15 protein-coding genes and 1 pseudogene are annotated in these 20731 nt (G+C 71.0%); 10 read left to right on the top strand and 6 right to left on the bottom strand.

The window, feature by feature from the left end; translation table 11 throughout:
- Positions 1 to 490: 490 nt before the first annotated feature.
- On the bottom strand, positions 491 to 1786 hold the full coding sequence (locus ICW24_RS08850) for a class I SAM-dependent methyltransferase (RefSeq protein WP_226345364.1): 1296 nt from the start codon (positions 1784 to 1786) through the stop codon (positions 491 to 493).
- A gap of 409 nt (positions 1787 to 2195) precedes the next feature.
- Here ICW24_RS08850 and ICW24_RS08845 point away from each other — a divergent pair, with 409 nt between their 5' ends.
- Both ICW24_RS08845 and ICW24_RS08840 read left to right on the top strand, forming a co-directional pair.
- The gene (locus tag ICW24_RS08845; RefSeq protein WP_226345363.1) at positions 2196 to 3077 is read left to right on the top strand and encodes a sigma-70 family RNA polymerase sigma factor; all 882 of its coding nucleotides are present in this window, start codon (positions 2196 to 2198) and stop codon (positions 3075 to 3077) included.
- A gap of 685 nt (positions 3078 to 3762) precedes the next feature.
- The gene (locus tag ICW24_RS08840) at positions 3763 to 4959 is read left to right on the top strand and encodes a flagellin N-terminal helical domain-containing protein (protein ID WP_226345362.1); all 1197 of its coding nucleotides are present in this window, start codon (positions 3763 to 3765) and stop codon (positions 4957 to 4959) included.
- 284 nt (positions 4960 to 5243) lie between these two features.
- Here ICW24_RS08840 and ICW24_RS08835 read toward each other — a convergent pair whose 3' ends face one another.
- Both ICW24_RS08835 and ICW24_RS08830 read right to left on the bottom strand, forming a co-directional pair.
- Positions 5244 to 6539, bottom strand: coding sequence for a glycosyltransferase (locus ICW24_RS08835; protein WP_226345361.1), 1296 nt, complete (start codon positions 6537 to 6539; stop codon positions 5244 to 5246).
- On the bottom strand, positions 6536 to 8926 hold the full coding sequence (locus ICW24_RS08830; protein WP_226345360.1) for a glycoside hydrolase domain-containing protein: 2391 nt from the start codon (positions 8924 to 8926) through the stop codon (positions 6536 to 6538). The genes ICW24_RS08835 and ICW24_RS08830 overlap by 4 nt, the downstream gene beginning before the upstream one ends.
- A gap of 260 nt (positions 8927 to 9186) precedes the next feature.
- On the opposite strand from ICW24_RS08830, the gene ICW24_RS08825 reads away from it, so the two are divergent.
- Both ICW24_RS08825 and ICW24_RS08820 read left to right on the top strand, forming a co-directional pair.
- Complete coding sequence (locus ICW24_RS08825; protein WP_226345359.1) at positions 9187 to 10263, top strand: hypothetical protein; 1077 nt, start codon at positions 9187 to 9189, stop codon at positions 10261 to 10263.
- Positions 10264 to 10401: 138 nt separating this feature from the next.
- Entirely contained in the window at positions 10402 to 11676 is a 1275-nt protein-coding gene (locus ICW24_RS08820) for a glycosyltransferase family protein (protein WP_226345358.1), read from the top strand.
- Positions 11677 to 11693: 17 nt separating this feature from the next.
- On the opposite strand, the gene ICW24_RS08815 is transcribed toward ICW24_RS08820, so the two are convergent.
- Positions 11694 to 12440: a FadR/GntR family transcriptional regulator gene (locus ICW24_RS08815; protein WP_226345357.1), complete on the bottom strand. Its 747-nt coding sequence runs from the start codon at positions 12438 to 12440 to the stop codon at positions 11694 to 11696.
- A 143-nt stretch (positions 12441 to 12583) separates the two neighbouring features.
- Between ICW24_RS08815 and ICW24_RS08810 the strand changes: the two genes are divergently transcribed.
- The 3 genes from ICW24_RS08810 to ICW24_RS08800 are packed head-to-tail and all read left to right on the top strand — an operon-like array spanning position 12584 to position 15847.
- Positions 12584 to 13507, top strand: a complete 924-nt coding sequence (locus tag ICW24_RS08810) for a proline iminopeptidase-family hydrolase (RefSeq protein WP_226345356.1) — start codon at positions 12584 to 12586, stop codon at positions 13505 to 13507.
- A gap of 16 nt (positions 13508 to 13523) precedes the next feature.
- Positions 13524 to 14921 carry an APC family permease gene (locus tag ICW24_RS08805; protein WP_226345355.1) on the top strand — a complete coding sequence of 466 codons (1398 nt, stop codon included), beginning with the start codon at positions 13524 to 13526 and terminating at the stop codon, positions 14919 to 14921.
- Positions 14918 to 15847: an acetamidase/formamidase family protein gene (locus ICW24_RS08800; protein ID WP_226345354.1), complete on the top strand. Its 930-nt coding sequence runs from the start codon at positions 14918 to 14920 to the stop codon at positions 15845 to 15847. The genes ICW24_RS08805 and ICW24_RS08800 overlap by 4 nt, the downstream gene beginning before the upstream one ends.
- Positions 15848 to 15923: 76 nt before the next feature.
- Here ICW24_RS08800 and ICW24_RS08795 read toward each other — a convergent pair whose 3' ends face one another.
- Positions 15924 to 17420 (bottom strand): hypothetical protein, encoded by a 1497-nt coding sequence (locus ICW24_RS08795; RefSeq protein WP_226345353.1) that lies wholly within the window; start codon positions 17418 to 17420, stop codon positions 15924 to 15926.
- Between the two features lie 416 nt (positions 17421 to 17836).
- Here ICW24_RS08795 and ICW24_RS08790 point away from each other — a divergent pair, with 416 nt between their 5' ends.
- Both ICW24_RS08790 and ICW24_RS08785 read left to right on the top strand, forming a co-directional pair.
- Positions 17837 to 18718 carry an FkbM family methyltransferase gene (locus tag ICW24_RS08790; RefSeq protein WP_226345352.1) on the top strand — a complete coding sequence of 294 codons (882 nt, stop codon included), beginning with the start codon at positions 17837 to 17839 and terminating at the stop codon, positions 18716 to 18718.
- 26 nt (positions 18719 to 18744) lie between these two features.
- Positions 18745 to 19410: a glycosyltransferase family 32 protein gene (locus ICW24_RS08785; RefSeq protein WP_226345351.1), complete on the top strand. Its 666-nt coding sequence runs from the start codon at positions 18745 to 18747 to the stop codon at positions 19408 to 19410.
- Here ICW24_RS08785 and ICW24_RS08780 read toward each other — a convergent pair.
- A pseudogene (locus ICW24_RS08780) lies at positions 19407 to 20099 on the bottom strand (IS630 family transposase); the annotation flags it as partial. The gene ICW24_RS08785 and the pseudogene ICW24_RS08780 overlap by 4 nt on opposite strands.
- Before the next feature lie 208 nt (positions 20100 to 20307).
- Between ICW24_RS08780 and ICW24_RS08775 the strand changes: the two are divergent.
- Positions 20308 to 20731, top strand: a 424-nt coding sequence (locus ICW24_RS08775; RefSeq protein ID WP_226345350.1) for a transposase, incomplete at its 3' end; no start/stop codon positions are given.

Raw genomic sequence — 20731 nt, 5'->3', positions numbered from 1 at the left:
ACGAGAAGGCCGGAACGTCCGTGGGGCGGAGGTCCTCGGGCGTCCGGGGCCGGGTCCGCCCCGGGCCGGCCCGTCCGCGGATGGGCGTCCGCGGCGTCCAGGTCCAGGTCCGCGGCGGGGGCCGGCCCGTCCGTGGGGTGGACGTCCCCGGACGCCGCCGACCCCCGTCCTTCGGCCCTGCGACGGTGACGGCCGGCCGGAGCAGGCGGGGTTTTCACGACAACTGCACTGCCAATGGGGAGGCGGCCGCGGCGCCGACCCCTGACCTGCGACGTCGTAACAGCCTCCGCCATTGGCAGTGCAGCTGTCGTGAAAACGATCGTGTAGACCCGGCCTCGTCGACCACACGAACGCGGCGGCGGTCCTGTACGTCCTCGCCTCGAGCCCGTCGGGCGGCCCTCCGGCCGCTGCGCGCCACACTCGTGCGCGGACCCCGCGGACCCCGTGGACCCCGCGGACCGCGTGGGAGGCCGAGCCTCCACCGGCTAGGTCAGTCCGGCAGGGCGGCGACGACGAGGTACTCGTAGGAGTCGAGCAGCGTGCCGGCCTCCTCGCCGTCGACGCCGTAGGCCTGCAGGCAGGCGCGCAGCGGCTCGAGTTGGGCGGGGTCCCCGAGGGGGATCTGGTTCGCGGCGCACACCTCGAACCCGCCGAACCCGGCGGCGCGGAACATCGCGGCGGCCTCGACCATCGTGAAGAACCGCAGGCTCGAGCGGGCGAGGAGACCGGTGTCGGTGTACTCCCACCGGTCCTGGACGAGCAGGGGCAGGACGACGGACCAGTGCTTGACGTTCGGCACGGTCGCGACGATGCGGCCGCCGGGACGCAGGTAGGCGGCGGCCAGCTCGAGCGCGTGGGCGGGGTCGGCGAGGCGCTCCAGGAGCCCCGCGGCGACGACGACGTCGAACGATCCGCGGTCGAACGGCAGGGTCGTCGTCTCGTCGAGGTGGGCGAGGGCGACGTCGGCGAGGCGCGTGCGCGCGAGGTCCGCCTGCGCGGGCTGGTCGGTGACGCCCACGACGTGGGCGCCGGTGCCGGAGGCGATGGCGGCCCCGAGCGTCCCCGCGCCGCATCCGAGGTCGAGGACCCGGTGGGCGTCGGAGGGCAGGTGGGCGATGAGCTCAGGGTGGTCGAAGGCGATGAAGGCCTCCGAGGCGCGTCGGGCCGCACCGGCCGCGGGCCCCGTGGGCCGCCCCGCCGGGTCGTCGTGGCGGGCGAGCACGCGGGTGAGCACCTCGCGGCCGACCCGCCGGGCGTGCTGCCCCTGCGAGACCACGGCGGCGCTGCGGGCGGAGGCGGTGGCCGCGTCGGCGTGCGGGGCGACGGCGATCGAGGCGACGCTCACCCGCTCGCCCGCGTCGCGGACGCGGCGGCACAGGTCGAGGGCGTGGCCGTGGGTGCCGGTGAGCGCTTCGTCGAAACGCACCCGGGTCAGGAGCCGCGGGTGCAGGACGAGACACGCGCCGTCCGCCGCGGCGAGCGGGTCGGCGCCGCCGCGGGTGTCCGCCGGCAGGAGGACGGAGAGGGTGTCGTCGGAGGCGAAGGCGGCCCGCACCTTTTCGCGGAAGCCCGGGTCGGCGAGCGTGACGTCCTGGCGGAGGATGACGACCGCCTCGACGTCGCCGAGGTCGCCTGCGGCGTCGAGCATCTGGTTGTAGGTCGCGGCGACGGGCAGGTCGCCGGAGGTGATGAGGGTGGCGTCGGCGCCGCCGTGCGCGGCGATGCCGGGCAGGCAGTGGCGCTCGAAGACCTCGGGGCTGTCGACGAACACTCCGAACACGAACACAGGCGTCCTCCTACGGTGCGGCCTCTTCTCCCATCGACCGCCGACGGGTGCCGATGAGGCGAGGACGGCCCGCGGTGCCGCCGCCGGGATCGACCAGGGCGGGCGAAAAACCTTGAATGCCAAGGAAAGGGATGCGGAACTCACCGAGGTCGAGCGTCCGTGACGCATTCCGGTGCGTGTCGTCATCGAATGTCCAATACGTTCGTCCAAATATCGACAGGATGTCTCCAATTGCCGTCCTCACCAGGCGTTTCGCTGTTGCGCAAGACGAACAGAAACAGTCGAGCGATGCATCTAACCTAGGGTCTTGGGGGCTCACTGAGCGCTCGCTTACCCTATTTGACCTGCGATTTCTCGAAATGTGGACGCAACCTGGGACTCTGATGGGAGAGTTCCTAGCTTTCTACTTGTGACTGTTTCTGAAAGCGTGACGGGGGTTGCCGCTCCCATGGGCGATCGAGAGCTCGACGAGCTGTGTCGGGCGCATGTGCCGTTGGTGCATTTTGAGGTGCGGGCGATCTCGTCGAGGTTGCCGGGTCATGTGTTCACGGATGATCTGGTGTCGGCGGGGATGGCTGCGTTGGCGATGGCGGCGCGGAGTTTTGATGTGAGTTTGGGTGTGCCGTTCGGTCGGTATGCGGTGCGTCGGATTCGTGGTGCGTTGTTGGATGAGTTGCGGTCGGCGGATTGGGCGACGCGGTCGTTGCGGTCGAAGGTGCGTCGTCGTGATGGGGTGCATGATGCGTTGGCGGCGTCGTTGGGTCGGCGTCCGTCGGATGTTGAGGTGGCGGCCGAGATGGGTGTGTCGGTGGCTGAGTTGGAGCGGGTGGATGCGGATCTGCATTCGTCGGTGGTGTTGCGGTTGGATGTGATCACGGACAGTGTGGGGGCGGATGCGGTGTTGCCGTCGTCGTCGGCGACGCCGGAGGCGGTGTTGGTGGCGCGGGAGCGGGCGGCGTATTTGCGGGATGCGGTGGAGGCGTTGCCGGAGCGGTTGGCTGCGGTGGTGCGGGGGTGTTTTTTCGAGGATCGGCCGATGCGGGAGTTGGCGGAGGAGCTCGGGGTGACGGAGTCGCGGATTTCGCAGATGCGGGCTGAGGCGTTGAAGTTGTTGCGGGATGGGATGAATGCGCAGTTGGCGCCGGAGTTGGTGGAGGCGGCGTCTGGTGGGGCGGTGGCGCGTCGGAAGGCGGCGTATTACGCGCAGATCGCGGCGCGGTCGTCGTATCGGGATCGGTTGACGTTGCCGGAGGGCATGAACCCCGCCCACGAGACCTACCAGGCCGTCTGACCCGCCTGGCCGACGTCGCCGCCCGCCCCTTCGGGGCGACGGGCGACGACGTGCGTGCGGCCCCGTCCGGGTACCCCGCCGGACGGAGAAGTTAAAGAAATCGTCAAGACGCTTGGTCGTCAGGGCGAACGTCCGAAGGGAAGGGTGTCGGACGGCGGCAACCGCCCGGCGGCACGACACACGGGAGCGGTCACACGCACGCAGGGACGCGACGAACCCTTGGGTTCACTTGGAGAAGACGACCTCCGCACGACGTCGACCCGGCGCGGGCATCATCCGCACGAGCCGGCTCACAGGCCCCGCCTCGCCACCGCGAGGGCGGGGCCTCGTCGTATCCGGCCCGTGGGCGAAGCTGCGGGAGTCGCCGCGGCCTGTCCCGCATTGCCGCGTGGGCCCCTGGCCGAGAACCCGCCCCGGGTCGGCACGGAGCTGAGGGCGCCGCTGGACGGCCGGTGGACGGCCCGCGGCGGGGCCGATACGGCGTGGTCTACCGCATCCGCGAATCCGCCGTCGAGGTGCTCGTGCTGCCGTTGCGCATGGGCGTGACGTGTACCGCACCTGAACCTCGACGCCGGGTCCTCGATCACGGGTCGAGGTCGACCGTTCATGTCGGGTCGCGCGCGGTCGATGAGGAGGGCGGTCGACACCATCGGACGGTGTCGCGGACCGCAGGGAGGTGGTCGTCGTGAGGATTCCCGTCGATGTCGACGCGCTGGCGCGGTCCGCCGCGCGCGCCTGGGAGACCGCCGCGTCCGACGCGACCGTCGCCACCCGCCGCCTCGCCAGGGGCACCCGGGTCATGTCCGCGGTGGACGACGCCGCCGGCCTCGCGATCGCCGAGCGGATGCGGGCCCAGTTCGAGGGGCTGTTCCAGGCGAGCCGCAACGCGCAGGAGGGCGTCACCTTCCTCGCGGTGGCGGAGGGGGCGCTGTCGCGCACCGGCGACATGCTGCACCGCATCCGGGTCCTCGCGGTGCAGTCGGCCAACGGCACGTACAACGACGCCCAGCGCGCCGTGCTCCAGGGCGTCGTGGACCGCACCCTCGACGAGATCGACGCCGTCGCGCACGGCACCCGGTACAACGGCGCGGCGCTGCTCGACGGCACGCGCACCCAGTGGACCCTCCAGGTGGGGGCCGACACGGGCGACACGTTCACGGTCACGCTCGGCGCCGCGACCGCCGACGCACTCGGCCTCGACGGCACCCTCGACGAACGAGCCGCCGCCGAGGCGCGCTTCGCCCGTGCCGCCCTCGATCTCGGACCGCTGTCGATCGCCACGCAGCACCAGGCCGTGAACGCCCTCGACATCGTCGACCGCGCCCTCGCCTACCTGCTCACCGAGCGCGCCGAGCACGGCGCCTCCCTCGAGCGGCTCGAGGCGATGATCGACTCGCTCGGCGCGAGCGCCCAGGCCGTGGACGGCGCCCGGGCCCGCATCACCGACGCCGACGTGCCCGCCGAGACCGCCCGCCTGCTCCGCGCGCGGATCGCCGGCGAGAGCAGCGCGGCGGTGATGGCGCAGGCCCAGCGCGCGCAGGCCCTCGTGCTCGAGCTGCTCCGCCCGCTCGCGTCGTCGACCGCGCCGACCGGACCCGTGCGGACCGTCGCGGCCTCCGCGGCCTCCGCGGCGTCGGCCGCCGACGGCCCGGGGGGTGCGGCGGCGACCGGCGCTCCGGCGCGCTCGTCGGGCCCGTCGTCCGCGCCGGCCGCACCCTCCGCGCCCGCGACCACCGGCTCGATCCCCGTCGCGACCGGCGCCCGCCCCGCCGCGTGGGCGCCCGCACCCGCCGCCGCGTTGCCGGCGCCCACCTCGCCCCGCCCCGGCCGGGCGTGGGACACCCCGACCGGCGAGCGGACGCACGCCCTCGGCGCCGGCTGACCGGCGTCCCGGACGGCCCGCCTTTCCGGCCCTCTCAAGCGGTACCCGGGCCCGCCCGACGGGAACTCCGCAGGTCAGCGCCCCTCTCACCGAAGAGGAGGTCGCCCAGGCGGTCGAGTGGGCGAGACAATCCCGATGAGCACGCGGCAGCCGGCCTCGTCATCGGCGATCTCGCCGTGGCGGCCGAGCAGAGTCCGTCACGCAGCTCGGCCCCGCCCGGTCGTCGACTCGCCCCGCCCGGTCGTCGACCGGGTCGAATGAACCAGCTCTCGTGCGAGCCGCGCTCAGGCCACCTGCACGAACGCGGGCTCGAGGCGGGCGAAGAGGCGGTCGAAGACGGCTTCACGGTCGAACTGGAGCGCGAACGAGCGGGCGCGCAGCTTGGCCTGGCCGACCTGCTCGGGGGTCCAGTCGCACACGACGTCGTCGAGGGCGGCGCGCAGGGCGGCGGGGTCGCTCGGCGGCACGATGATCGCCGTGTCGCCGACGGCCTCCGGCACGCCGCCGGTGGCGCACGTGATGACGGGGCCGCCACCGGCGAGCATCGACTCGGCGAGGGCGATGCCGAACGTCTCGACGAACTCCGGCTGGGCGCGGGTCGGCAGCACGTAGGCGGCGCTGCCGGCCATGAGCGCGGGCTTCTCGGCGTCGTCGACGTCGGTGAGCAGGTGCACCCGGTCGGTCAGGCCGGCCTCCCGCACCCAGCGCCGCACGTCGGCCTCCTGCGGCCCGCGGCCGGCGACGACGAGCTGCACCCGCTGCGCGGCGCGGCTGCCGGCGTACGCCTCGACGAGGTCGTCGAGGCCCTTCGCCGAGGCGATGCGGGACAGGAACAACACGTAGCCGCCGCGGGTCAGCCCCCGGCGGGCCAGGGCGGCGTCGACCTCGCCCGTCGCCAGGCCGAGGTAGGCCGACGACTCGACGGCGGGGTAGGAGATCCCGATGCGCGCCCGGCACCGCTCGCCGAAGCGGGTCCCGTGCAGCGCGTCGAGCTTGTCCGCCTCGGCGACGATGAGGTCCTTCGTGTACTGCGACACCGCGACGCAGTGGTCGGCGCGCAGGTAGGTGGACAACAGCTGGAACGCCGCGCCGAAACGGCCCTGCTCGACGCAGGTGCGGACGATGTTCGTCACGTCGGAGCCCACGGCCTCCGCGACGGTGGTAACGCGGTCGTGGCCCATCTCGCGCGCCACCCGCACGGCCTCGTCGATGACGACGGTGTGCGGCGAGAGGTACAGCGACATGGCCACGGTGGGCACGTCCTCGCAGAACAGCTCGACCAACCGACCGGTCAGGCCGGCGGTCCAGCGCCCGTCGGGCACGCGGTAGTCGCCGACCGGGTCGGGGCGCTCCACGGTGATGCCCGGGCTGTACGGCGTGATCTGGTCCAGCGGTTTGAGCGGCAGACCCGCCGCCTCGAGCCGGTCGAGCGGCCATGTGAGGATCCGGACGTCATCGAAGCCGCGGGTGAGGGCGACCTCGGCGAGGCACCGTGCCTCGCCCGAGTGTCCGCAGATGACCGGGTCGGCGCGGACGACGATGACGAGGCGGCGGTGGGCCGGCTGGGGCTGCGTGGTCATACGACACCTCCGGAGGCAGGGGCGGATGCGGGGGGCGGGAGCGCGGCCGTGGACGTGGCCACGGTCGGGCCGTGCGGGTCCGACCGATCGGTCGCATCGGTCGGATCGGGCCGAGCAAGAGGATCGCCCGGATCGGGCGGGAGGGGTGCGGCGCCCGGGCCGGGCCGGGACAGTGACGGCGGGCGCACGCCGGTGCCCCACGACGTCGGCTCGGGGGCGAGCGTGACGTGCACGTGGCGGGCGGCGCGCAGTTCCGGGCCGGTGAGCCAGCTGTTCTCGTGGGGTCGGCCGTCGACCTCGACGGCGGCGACGTAGTCGACCGGGCCCCCGCGCCGGGGTGGGCGCAGGCCGCTCGCGGTGACGAGCAGCTCGCCCTCGGGGCGGGCGATGCGGGCCTGCTGCACCAGGGGCGCCCCGAGGAACACGAGGTCCTGCCCCGCGGCGGGGAACAGCCCGATCGTCGCCCACACGTACCAGGCGGACAGTCCGCCGGAGTCGTCGTTGCCCGGCAGCCCGCCCCGGCCGAGGCCGAATTGGTTGCGCACCGCGGCCTGCACGATCTCGGCGGTGCGGTCCGGTCGGCCGACGTAGTAGTAGCCCCAGGGCGCCTCGAAGTCGGGCTCGTTGTTGAGTCCCTCGAACCGCCCGAGCGCGTACCCCGCGGCGAGCTCGTCGGCGCCGGGGGCCACGCCCGGCTGGGTGACGGGCTCGGCGCCGTACCCGAAGAACCGGTCGAGCAGGGCGGTGTACGCCGCCTCGCCGCCGGCCAGCTCGATGCGGGCGGCCATGTCGTGCATGACGCGGAAGCTGTAGTTCCACTTCCCGCCCTCGTAGTACGTCGAGTCGACGAGCAGCCCGTTCTCGGGGTCGACGGCGGCGCGCCACCCGCCCGAGAGGGCCTCCATCTGCTCGGCGAGCGCCGCGTCGTCCACCTTGGCCGCCACGGCGGCCGTGCAGTGGTAGGCGAACGCGAGGTCGAGGGTGTGGCTGACCGGGTGGGCGATGCCGTAGACGAGGTAGTCCTCGCCGTACGTGCGGCGCAGGTCCATCTCGAGGTTGACGAGGGCCCAGTCCCAGTCGAGGCCGGGCTCGTCGCGGGCGGCGAGGTCGGCGAAGAGGGGGTGCGCGAGGGCGCTGCCCTGGCGCGAGAACCGGTCGGCGCCCGTGGCCATCCGGTAGCCGACGGGCAGGTTGCCCTCCCGCTCGCAGATCGCGAGCAGGGCGTTCGCGAGCTCGACCGCCCGGCCCGGCAGCAGCATCGTCAGCAGGGGGAGCTGGGTGCGGTAGACGTCCCACATCGTGCACAGGTCGAAGGCGTACGGGCCGTCGGTCGCCCACGCGGGGCTCTCGTCGGGGGCGAAGCACGGCTTGATGAGGGAGTGGTAGAGCGCGGTGGCGAAGACGGTGCGCTGCTCGTCGTCGTCGGTCGTGATGGTGATCCGGTCGAGCAGGTCGCCCCAGCGCCGGGCGGTGGCGCCGCGCACGGCGTCGAACGTGCCCTCGAGCGTGCTGCCCCTCGTGGCGCCGGCCGCGGCCAGGTCGGCGTGGAGGTTGGCCCGGGCGCGCTCGACGCCGCGCAGCGAGAACCCGAGGCGCACCTCGACCTCGCTGCCCGCCGGGGCCGGACCCATCCACATGAGCCCGAACGGGCGCAGCGTCGTCGGGCGGATGTAGTCGAAGTCGAGGCGCGTCCCGCCGGGCATGAGCCGCCGGTCATACCAGAGGAGTTGGCGCCACCCGGGCGCGTCGACCTCGAGGTGCACGGCCAGCGGCACGCCCTCGACGACGATCTCGCCCTGCGCGACCCCGGGCCCGAGGAGCTCGAGGTGGGCCCGCAGCGGCACCGTCCGGCTGCGCGGGATGACGAGGCCGCCGATGGACGCGTCGACGACGATCCGGGCGGCCTCGTGCTCGGGGAAGGTGAACCGGTGCACCGCCGACTTGGGCCCGACGGTGCTCTCGCACCCGATGCGGGAGCCGGGCCCGCCCAGCGTGGCCGCGTAGTAGCCGGGCTGCGCGCGTTCGTCGTTCAGGTCCCAGGAGTCGCCGAGGGCGTCGAGCGGCTCGAGCATCGGAGTGACGCGGAAGTAGTTGTAGTACTTGCGGATCGCGCCCGTCCCCGACTGCTGGAAGTGGGTGAACCCCGACGCGAGCGGCCGGTCGTGGATGGTGCGCGGCACGCCCTCGGTATTGAAGTCGTAGCAGCCGTAGCCGGTCGGGTAGCCGCCCGAGTAGGCGCACGAGGACACCATGCCGAGCGGGGACGTCGCGCCCGGGTGGGTGTTGCCGACCTGCGGCTTGGGCCACCACCAGGTGGCGGCCAGGCCCTGCGGGGGCGGCAGGTCGGTGGCGCCGGTGCCGATGAACGGGTCGACCGCGTCGTACACGGGCCCACCCCCCTCCTCCGGTCGGCGCGTCGGGAGGGGCCTCCCGGCGCGGACGTCTCCCGCGTGTCACGTTCAACGTAGGGCGGGGGTGTTTCGCCCGTGTGACGGTCGCGTACGGCTCCGGTGTCGTCGCGGGCGCCGGGGGATCGGCGGGGTGACGGCGGGGGCCGGCTCGTCCGAGTTCGCCCGAACGCTCAGGTGATTCGCGTGTCGGCCGACTGGCGCAGGGAAGGTCTGTCATCTCTTTCAGGAGGTTCCGGGTGGGTCGCGTCGCCGTCGTCATGATCTGCCGGGACGACGCCCGGGGGGTGGAACGGGCGCTGCTCAGCGTCAAGCCGTACGTCGACGAGCTCGTCGTCGTCGACCTGGGCTCCGTCGACGACACCCCCGAGCGGGCCCGCCGCTGCGGCGCGCGGGTCGAGACCGCCGTCTGGGGCGCCGACCGGGCCGCCCTGCGCAACCACGCGCTGCAGCGCACCGACGCCGAGTGGGCCGTCGTGCTCGAGGCGGGGGAGTGGCTCGACGGCGGCGGCGCCGGGCTCGAGGAGCTGCGCGGGCTCGCCCCCGACCGGGTCGGGCTCGTCGACGTCGTGCCGGGGGCCGCGTCGCGCGGCCTCGCGCCGGTGTCGATGGCGCCCCGCATCCTGCCCCGGGGCGTCCGCTTCGCGGGCGGACACCGCGAGCACGTCGTCATCGACGGGCTCGACGTGTGGCGCACGGGGGTCGTCATCGCCTCCGACGACGCCGACGCCGCGCGCTGGCGCCACGACCGCAGCTCGGGCGAGATGCTGCTCCTGCAGGCCCTGAGCGTGCAGCCGGACGACCCGCACCTGCTCGCGCAGCTCGGCGACATCCTGCGCAGCCAGGGCCGCCTCGCCGAGGCGTGCGAGGTGCTCGCCGCCGCGCTCGAGGTGACCGACGCCGGCGAGGCCACGCGGCACGCGCTCGTCGTCGACACCCTCGACACCCTGCGCCAGGCGGGCCGGTTCGCCGAGGCGATCGCGCTCATGGACGCCGAGATGCCGCACTGGACCGGCTCGCCCGACTTCTCGTTCGCCATCGGCGACCTCTTCTTCGAGATCATGCTCGCGCAGCCCGAGCAGGCCCCGCAGCTCGCGCCGCTCGCGGAGACGAGCTGGCTGCGCTGCCTCGAGATCGGCGACCGCCCCGACCTGCCCGGCACGCTCACCGGGCGCGGCAGCTTCCTCGCCGCGCAGAACCTCGCGACGCTGCGCCTCGTGCTCGGCGACGAGGCCGGCGCGCAGGAGTGGTGGACCCGCGCCGACCGCCTGCGCCTCGACGAGTCCCTCGGCCGCTCCGCCCGCCTCCCGGGCTGACGCGCCTGGCGCTCCCGCGGGGGCCGGGGACCGGCTCGGGCGACGCCGCGCGGCAGCGGGCCGCGCCCGCGCTGAGCGGCTAGCAGATTCAAGGTGATTCGCGCCTCAGGACACGCCGGGGGGCGTCGATAGGTGGGCATGACCACGCCGCAGATCGCCGCCGCTCTCGTCGTCACCGACGACGCCCGGGATCTCCACGGGTGCCTGCAGTCGCTGCGGCAGCTCGGTGGGCTGCTGTCGGAGATCTGCATCTACGGCGTCGGCGCGCCCGAGCTCACGCTCGCGTACGCGCGCAACGCCGGCGCCAAGGTCGAGGTCGGCGACATCGACGGCGGCCTCGCGGTGGCCCGCAACCGGGCCGCCTGCATGACGGACGCCCCCTGGGTCCTCGCGCTCGACCCGAACGAGCGGCTCCGCTGCGACCCCGACAAGATCGCCCGGCTCGTCGCCGTGCGCGCGGACATGGTCGTCGAGCCCGACGCGCTGTCGGTCGAGGTGAGCCGCGGGCGCGGGTACGGCGTCGAGCCGCAGCGCCAGCCGCGCCTCTACCGCCCCGACCGGGCGCACTTCGTCGGCGCCGTCGACGAGCACCTCGTGCCCGTGGAGGGCGACCGCAAGCTCGTGGCCCTCACGCCCGGTGCCGACGTGCTCTCGGTGTGGGCGCTCGTCGACGAGCACGTGCCCGGCGTCGAGCGGGAGCGGCTCGAGCGGCGGCACGCCCGGGCCTGCGCGGCGCTCGCGCGGCTCGAGGCCGAGGGCATCGGCGGCAACGACCTCGTGGGGGCGCTCGTCGAGCGCTCGCGCGTGCGGCGGGCGCTCGGCGACGACAACGGCGCCCTGGACGACCTCAACCGGGCGCGGCACACCCCCGCCTCGGACTCCTACCGCTGGCGCGCCCGGCAGGACCTCGCGACGCTGCTCATCGAGCACGGCTACTACGAGGGCGCCTCGAACCTCATCGGCCAGCTGCGCGCCGACGGCGCCGACGAAGGCTACTCCGACTGGCTCACCGCGCAGGTCGCCGCCGCCCAGGGGCAGGCGCGCGACGCGCTGCGCATCCTGCGCCGGCTCTCCGAGGTGAGCAGCGCCGACGGCCGGATCATCGCGACCCCCGAGATCCTCACCGAGACGATGGTCATGGCCACCCGCCTCGGGCGCGTCGACGAGGCCCTCGACTGCTGCCTGCAGCTCGTCGCCCGCCACCGCCTCGTGGAGCGGCACGGCCGGATGCTGCTCAAGCTGTGGGGATCCCGCGGCCCCGACGGCCTCGCCCGCGCCCTGATCGGCGCCGGCGGACCCCACCTCGACGACGTCGCCGAGGGCTTCGACCGGTTCGGCGGCCTCGGCTCCGACGTCGCCGCCGCCCTCCGCGCCGTCAAGGAGGAGAAGCCCGTCGCGATGCGGGTGATGTAGCTACCGCGCGCCGCGCCTCACGCCCGTCGTCGGGCCCGGTCGAGCCCCGCCTCCAGGAGCTCCCGGGTCAGCGAGAAGTGCGCCGTGGCGAGGCGCGCCGCCTCCTCCGCCCGGCCCGCCGCGACGGCGTCGGCGAGCTCGGCGTGCTCGTGGGCGGCCCGCGCCAGGGAGTCCGCCGGGTACGGCTCGGAGGCGAACCCCAGGGTCGCCTCCGTCGTGAGCTGCACGCACAGCGCGGCGAGGTGGTCGTTGTGGGTCATCGCCGTGACCTGTCCGTGCAGGAGGCGGTCGAGCTCGCGGGCGCGGGCCGGCTCGCTCGTGGCGCGGAACTGCGCGAGCAGGTCGCGCAGCGCGGCCCGCTCCGACTCCGTCCCACGGATCGCCGCGGTCCGGGCCACCGTCCCCTCGACGAGGCACCGGTAGTCGAAGAGGTCGGCCAGCCGGGCGAGTTCGTCCTCGAGGACCCGTCGCGTGCCCTCGGCCCCGGCGGCCTGCGGGTCCGTGGCCGTGACGAAGGTGCCGCCGTCGCGGCCGCGCCGTGCCTCGACCAATCCCAGCTCGGCCACCTGCTTCAGCGCGTCGCGCACGGTGACGCGGCTGACGTCCTGCAAGCGGGCGAGCTCGCGCTCCGGGGGGAGGCGTTCACCGGGTGAGAAGGCGCCGACGGCGATGGCCGCGACGAGCCGGTCGGCGAGCTGCTGGGTGCGGGTGCGGCGGCCGAGCGCGCGCGGGTCCGGCGCCGCGTCTGCCGCGTCCACCGCCATCGCCCGACCTCCTCGTTCGTCGTGGACGCCCACGGTAGGCCAGCGGCCGCCGCCGGTGACGCCACGGGCAAAGGTATTGTCACCTGACCTTTGGGGTGGTTCACTACTCGCGCACACCGTCCCGAGCTCCCGAGGTGATGACGTTGGCCACGACGATCGATGCGCGTTTCCCGCCCGCGACGACGGAGGGCGCCGTGCCCTTCCGCGGCGGGCAGACCTGGTACCGGATCACCGGCGACCTCCAGGCCGGCGGCCCCGCCCCGCTCGTCGTGCTCCACGGCGGCCCCGGCGTCGGCCACAACTACGCGCTGATGATGGCCAACCTGGCCCGGCAGGGGCGGGCCGTCGTCCACTACGACCAGCTCGGCTGCGGGGGCAGCACGCACCTGCCCGAGGCACCGGCGGACTTCTGGACACCTGAGCTGTTCGTCGCCGAGTTGCGCGCGGTCGTCGAGGCGCTCGGCATCGCCGACCGCTTCCATCTGCTCGGCCAGTCGTGGGGCGGCATGCTCGCGCCGGAGGTCGTGCTCGCCGACCCTCGCGGCGTCCGCTCGATGACGGTCTGCGACTCGCCGGCGTCGATGGAGCTGTGGCTGCGTGCCGCGAACGAGCTGCGCGACCGGCTGCCGCGGGAGGTGCAGGAGACGCTGCTCGAGCACGAGGAGGCGGGGACGACCGACTCGCCCGAGTACGAGCGGGCCATGCAGGTGTTCTACGACCGGCACGTGTGCCGGGTCGTGCCGAACCCGCCCGAGGTGGCCGACTCGTTCGCGCAGCTGGCCGAGGACCCGACCGTCTACCACACGATGAACGGGCCCAGCGAGTTCCACGTCGTCGGCTCGCTGCGCTCCTGGAGCGTCGTCGACCGCCTGGGCGGGATCGACGTGCCCACGCTCGTCGTCGCCGGCGCCCACGACGAGGCGCGGCCGGAGACGTGGGCCCCGTTCGTCGAGCGCATCCCCGACGTCCGCTCCCACGTGTTCGGCGACTCCAGCCACATGCCGCACGTGGAGGAGCCCGAGGCGTTCCTGAGCGTCGTCGGCGACTTCCTCCGCTCCCACGACTGATTCTCGAAGGACCTACATGACCGATGACCACCGTTCCGCGGGCGACCTCGAACAATTCGGGCACAAGCAGGAGCTTTCCCGAGGACTGTCCACCGTGGACCTCCTCGTCTACGGCCTCGTTTTCATGGTGCCCATCGCGCCGTGGGCGATCTACGGCACCGTCTACAACGAGGCCGCCGGCATGGTGCCGTTCGTCTACCTCGTGGGGCTCGTCGCGATGACGTTCACGGCGCTGTCCTACGCGCAAATGTCGCGCGCCTTTCCCATCGCCGGCTCGGTCTATTCCTACGTCGGGCGGGGCATCGACCCGCGCCTGGGCTTCATCGCCGGGTGGACGATCCTGCTCGACTACCTGCTCGTCCCGACGCTGCTCTACGTGTTCGCCGCCGAGTCGATGTCGGGGATCTTCCCGGCCGTGCCCAAGTGGGCCTGGATCGTCGTCTTCCTCGTCATCAACACGGCGATCAACTACATCGGCATCTCGTTCACGGCCGTCGTCAACCGATTGTTCCTCACGGCCGAGGTGCTCTTCATCGTCATCTTCGCCGTCATGGCGGTGACGGCGATCTCGAAGGGCCTCAACGGGGCCCGGTTCACGACGGCGCCCCTGTTCAACCCCGAGCAGTTCAGCGCGCCCCTCGTCGCGACGGCCCTGTCGATCGCCGTCCTCTCCTTCCTCGGGTTCGACGGCATCGCCACGCTGGCCGAGGAGAGCAAGGGCGGCCACCGCTCGGCGGGCTTCGCGATGATCACGGGCCTCTTCGTCGTCGCCTTCTTCTTCGTGACGCAGACCTGGCTCGCGGGGATGCTCGTCCCCGACACGGCCTCGTTCCCGGAGGAGGAGACCGGCAACGCGTTCTTCGGCATCGTCGAGTCGGTGTCGTCGCACGGCTGGCAGCTGGCCTTCCTCGCGATGAACGCGCTCGCCGTCGGCATCGCGAACGCCGTCGCGGCCCAGAGCGCGACCTCGCGGCTATTGTTCTCGATGAGCCGCGACGGCCAGTTGCCGCGCTTCCTCTCCCACGTGAACGTGCGGAACCGCGTGCCCGAGCGGGCCATTCTTCTCGTCGCGGGCCTGACCCTCGTGCTCGGGCTGTTCTTCGTCGGGCAGATCGGCCTCATCTCGAGCCTCGTCAATTTCGGGGCCCTGACGAGCTTCATGCTGCTGCACGTCTCGGTCATCGTGTACTTCGGCGTCCGCCGCCGGTCGCGGAACGTCGTCCTGCACTGGATCGGGCCTATCATCGGCTTCCTCATCATCGGCTTCGTCCTCGTCAACGCCGATCCGGCCGCGAAGATCGGCGGGCTCGTGTGGCTCGCGATCGGCGTCCTCGTCATGCTCTATTACCAGCGCCGCGGGATCGGCATCCTGCCCGAACACCGCGCCGACAGCGCCACCCAGGAGATCCGATGACCACGCACGTCCTCACCAAGGAGCAGTCCGGCCCCGGCTGGTCGCCCGACGCCGAGCCGGTCCTGCGCGTCGCGCCCGGCACGGGGGAGCGGATCGCGTTCGAGACCGACGACGCCGCGTACGCCCAGATGGAGGAGTTCCGCGACCTGTCCAAGGTGACCGCGACCCTCAACCCGATCACCGGCCCGGTGTTCGTCGAGGGCGCCGAGTCGGGCGACGCGCTCGCGGTGACGATCCACGACATCGAGCTCGCGGAGCAGGGCTGGTCGCTCTACATCCCCGGGGCCGGGGCGCTCGCCGACCCGATGGGGGAGGAATTCTACGTGCGGCGCATCCCGGTGTCGGACGGCGTCGTGCGGCTCACGGACTCGATCTCGTGCCCGGCCCGCCCGATGGTCGGGTGCATCGGCGTCGCCGCCGCCGAACAGGACATGTCGACGGTCATGCCGTCGTACCCCACCGGCGGCAACATGGACCTCACCGACGCCCGCCCCGGCTCGACCGTCTACCTCCCGGTGCAGGTGCCCGGCGCGCTGCTCGCGATCGGCGACATCCACGCCGTGATGAGCCGCGGCGAGTCGTCGTTCGTCGCCATCGAGATCGCCGGCCGCGCCACCGTGAGCGTCGACCTGCTCAAGGGCAAGAACCTGCGGGCGCCGCGCGTCGACACCGGCGACGAGATCGTGTGCGTCGGCCTCGGCGACCCGGTCCAGACCTCCATCGACCGCGCCTACGAGGACCTCTTCGCCGTCCTCACCGACGAGCGCGGCTTCTCCGCCGGCGACGCCTACACGGTGATGAGCGCCCTCGCCCACACCGAGCTCGGCGGGCCGACCGGGTCCGTCGCCCCCGACCCCCTGCATCCGTTCCGGGCCATCGGGCAGGTGACGCTCGCGCGGATCGCGAAGGACGTGCTGGGGCGCTGATCGCAGAAGGCCGAGCACGACGGCGCCGCCGACCCCCTGCAGGTCGGCGGCGCCGTCGTGTGCGATCAGCCGTGGATCAGTTGGCGAGGCGGTAGTCCTTGGCCAGCTTCGGGGTGACCTTCGGGGTGGACGGGAACACGATGGTCGCGCTCGTCGCACCCAGGGCCTCGATCTCGCCGGGCTTGACCGACAGCGTCTTCGTCGTCGTCCTGGTGCCCACGGTCTGCGTGTACTTGACGTCCCACGCCGTCACGCCGAGGTACGGCTTGAAGGTGACGCTCTCGGCCGAGACGCTGTTGTTGTCGGCGGCGACGATGGTCGCTTCGCGGGTGAAGGCGTGGCTCGGGGTGATCAGCTTCGTGGTGTCGAGCACGTATCCGCGGTTCGGGACCGGCTTGAGGTACACCGTCGCGTCGGTCGTCGCCTTGGCCGCGTGCTTCACCTTGTAGACGACCGCGCCGTTCTTACCCGGCTTCTGGGCGGCGTAGACGATCCTGCCCTTCGCGTCGGCCTGACCGACCCACCAGGCCATGCCCTGCTGCGCGGCGAGCGTGATCGTGTCGGCGGAGATTCCGCCCCGGTCCGTGGTCTTCACGTCGGCGTCCTGCACGACGATCGTGGGGATGGTGGCGCCGTCCGTGAAGTCGAGCACCTTCGACCAGCCGGCCGGAACCGTGTACCCCTTGGCCGCCACGGCCGTCACCGTCATCATGCCGGAGACGATGTCGTCGTCGTCGACGGGCAGGTAACCGACGCCGGTGACTGCCTTGGGCGCGAGGCTGCCGACCTTCCACTTCACGCCGGGGATGCCGGTGACCTTGACGGACTCCTTGGCCGCGCCGGGCCCGTAGCCCTTGATCTTGTCGCTGGGGTTCTCGCCGACCTGGACCAGCGAGTCGAGGTAGGTGGCACTGAGCGCGACCTCGGGGGTCGCGGTGACGGAATTGGAGAACGTGGGCAACGCTGCGCTGCCGGTGTAACCGGGCATGAGGCGCGCCGCCACCGTGGAGGTGCTCGTGACCGGGACCGCGACGGAGGCCTTGCCGGCCAGAGTCGTCGAGTCGTGCGTCGTCACGGTCGTGCCCGACGTGACGGTCCAGGCGACACCCTTGACGTTGGTGAGGGTCACGGTGTCCTTCGTGGCGCCGGGCAGGTCGTTGAAGACGGCGGTGATCGTGGAGACGTCCACGGCCGGCGCGAGGTCGGCGCTCGGGGCCGGGTAGTTCCATGCGGTCGGCATCCCGACGGGGACCGCCCACGTGGTCTCGTCACCGGTGACGGCCGCGAGCGTGGCAGTCGAGGCGGCGGTGACGTTGACGTCGGCCGTCGTGCGACCCGAGGCAAACGTGACCGGGGCAGCTCCGAGCTTCCACGCGGCGCCGGGGACGTTCGTGAAGCGGACCACGTCGTCGGCGGCGCCCGGGTTGTCGATGAGGCGCGGGTACTGCGTGGCCTTGACCGCGATGTTCTTGGGAGCCGGAGTGGTGGCGGCCAGGGCCGGGGCGGCGAGTCCGGCGCCGGCCAGGCCGAACGCGACCAGCGTGGCCAGGGTGCGGGGCGTATGGGTGCTCATCAGAGATCCTTCTCTCGTCGTGTCGTCCTTGATGCACGGAGCCACAGGTCCCCCCCGCAGCGCCCGGCGGTGCGCGTCCGGCGCGCGGCGAGCTGACGATCTATACGGCCGTCCGAGTCGCGCCTCGACCTGAAACTTGATAACGGCCTGATAACGCTGCCGGGATCAAGGGGTCAGAGTCCTGTCAGGTGTCGTCACGACTCGCGTCATCGGCGTGTCGCCTGAATCGACCCTGTTGCAGACCGGCGCCGACGGGCCTAGATGGGCCGCCCGGAGGCAGCGGATCTCGTTGGCATCTCAGAAAACTCCCAGGTCCGCCGATAGGGGAAATCGCAGGGCCGCGCTCGGTATGTTGCACTCCGTGGCGATGGTCCATGGTCCGCGTGGGTAAGCACGGCTAGCATCCGGGAGGGTACGTGTCCGACGCTAAGGCCGTCTATGTAGGTGACGGGCGTCTGTTGGTTCAAACGGTTTGGGGCTTCCATCTCTACTGTCCGTCGAGAGAGATGAGTATCGTCCCCCATCTTGCCTTGTCGGGCTCCTTTGAGAATGAGTTGGCGAGCTACCTGATGACGGCCGTCAAGCCGGGGGATACGGTCATCGACATTGGCGCCAACATAGGGGTCTTCACGACATTGCTGGGGCATCTTGTCGGATCCGAGGGGCAGGTCCTGGCGTTCGAGCCAGTTCTAGAGAACTATATGTTCCTACGCGATAATGTCGAATCTAACTGGCTTGGCCAGCGCGTATCCACACACCGAATGGCGCTGGGGGACGCTAACGGCGAAATTCGTATCAAATCAGACCCTCGCTGGGGTGGGCTCTCGTCCGCCATGACCGTCGACGACGGGACCATGACCATGGGGGTTGGCGATGATACGTCCCATGTCGAGCAAGTTGATTGTTTTGTATTGGATGACATTATCGAAGGAGTAGACGACATATCCCTCGTCAAAATTGATGTTGAAGGTGCAGAGCTCCGAGTCTTTCGGGGTATGCTGGGTCTTCTGAGGGCTAACCGCGTGGCCCGCGTTGTTTTTGAGTGCATCGCGCCGCGCATGAAGTCCGACTGGAAGCCCTTTGTGAGCTTGCTCAATGGTCTCGAGAATGATGGTTGGACCTTCTCGCTCCTGGGTTCTGCTGGGACATCTCCTGTTCCCGCCACCGTTTCTGCGATTGCTGCGCATGGGTACCTCTATCACGTGCTTATGGAGCACTCGACGAGTGTGTCCGATAGTGAGATTCTGCTGCAGCCAGCGCTCATCGTTGGGCCAGAAGATCTGAATAGCTCAAAGTGACCTTTACTCGGACGGAGAAATAGGCCATGACCGTTCCCAAGATTCTGCATTTTGTTTGGGTCGGCGACGATTCCAAGCGCCCAAACGGTTGCATAGATTCCTGGCGCATCCAAAATCCCGAGTATGAAGTTCGGGTGTGGGGAAACTCAGAGCTGGCCGCGCAGCCGTGGGTGAATGCAAGTCATATGCGAGAGATGAGTCGTCGTGAGTTGTGTGGCGTGGCTGACCTCATGCGCTACGAGATCCTGTATTCTCACGGCGGGGTCGCGTTGGATGCCGACTCAATGTGTGTTCGGCCACTCGAGGACTGGCTTCTGGAGCCCGAAGATTTCACCTGCTGGAGTAATGAATTACATCTACCAGGACTTCTCGCCAACGGTGTAATGGGAGCGAAAGCAGGCTCCTCGTACATTGCGGCCATAATTATGGCCATCCAAGACGCGCCGTCAGTTGTTCACGATAGGGCTTGGAAGACAACTGGTCCGATGGTCACAACCTCGGTATGGCACGAGTATGGCTACCCGTTGACAGTCTATCCGTCGCATTACTTTCTCCCGGACTATCACTCGGGGCCTTCGTATGCAGGAAGCGGTGCTGTTTTCTCACGCCAGTTCTACGGATCTACTTACAATGGAATAGAGGGAGTTGACGCCTATGATCGCATCAGTGCCCTGACCCTCGAAGATTTCTAGTGGGCCGTGTTTGAAGTTGATGGACGGTTGGCTTTCTTGAGGATGTGGTCGGCGGTCATGGTCCACACGAAGGGGTGCTTGCGGTCGTTCCAGCCGGTGATGAAGGCACGGATCTTGGCGTTGAGGTCGGCCACGGATCGGAAGGTACCGCGGTGGATGGCTTGGCGTTCGATGATGCCGAACCAGACCTCGACGAGGTTGCGCCAGGATCCCGAGGTCGGCGTGAAGTGGACGTGGACGCGGGGATTGGCGCCCAGCCAGTCACGGACCTCGGACTTCTTGTGCGCGGCGTAGTTATCCATGGCCAGGTGCAACTCGCGGTCGGGGTAGGCCTTGGCGACCTGCTTGAGGAAGGCCAGGAACTCCTGGTGGCGATGCCGGGGTTTGCAGGCCGCGGTGACCTGCCCCGTGGCGATCTCCGGTGCCGCGAACAGGGTCGTCGTCCCGTGCTGGCGGTAGTCGTGTGTGCGACGCTCGGGCAGGCCGGGCTGCATCGGCAGCATCGGCGCGGTCCGGTCCAGCGCTTGGATCTGGGACTTCTCATCCACGCAGAGCACGACCGCGTTCTGCGGTGGCCCCACGTAGAGCCCGACGACGTCGGTGACCTTGGCCACCAGCTCGGGATCAATCGAGAACTGGAACGTCTCCGACCGCCACGGCTGGATTCCGTACTCCTTCCACGCCGTGGCCGGTGAGGGACCAAGGGGGGCCTCCTTACGGAGGGAATTAAGCATTCCAAGTCGATACGGGATCGTTCCGACGGAGGCCTTCGGGTAGCCGGGGTTAGCCCGGAGATTTCATCGGGTGAGTGACCCCTGAACGCGAGAAGTGCCCTTGACCTGCAAGGATGTCGATTGCTGAAGTCGATAACCGCAGGATCTGAAGGGCACTTCTCAGGTGAGTAAGCGTAGCGGGCTGTACCCGCATGTCCGAGTCGACGCCGCTCATGTGCCGGCGGTGGCGCAGGCGGGCGGTGCGCTGCTGACGCGCACGGTGCGGGTCGCGGGCCTGGACGCGGTATTGAGTGAGGCGTTGCGGCCGTGGCGTAAGCCGCTGGCCAGGCACGATCCCGCGAAAGTGCTGCTGGATGTCGCGGTCTCGTTGGCGTTGGGTGGGGACGCCTGCCGTGACGCAGCCCTGTTGCGGGCCGAGCCGGGGGTGTACGGGCTGGTGGCCTCGGACGCCACGATCTGCCGCACTATCGCCGCCCTGGCCCGCGATGTGGCGCGGGTGGAGAAGGTCATCGCAGCCGCCCGCGGCACCGCGCGTGGCCACGTGTGGGACCTTGCCGCCGACGCGTCGCCGAGTCACGCTATCGACG

It is taken from the genome of Agilicoccus flavus (assembly GCF_014857905.1).
GTDB classification, from domain to species: domain Bacteria; phylum Actinomycetota; class Actinomycetes; order Actinomycetales; family Dermatophilaceae; genus Agilicoccus; species Agilicoccus flavus.
The sequence above is the reverse complement of the archived record's forward strand: the minus strand, read 5'-3'. Positions and strand labels throughout refer to the sequence as shown.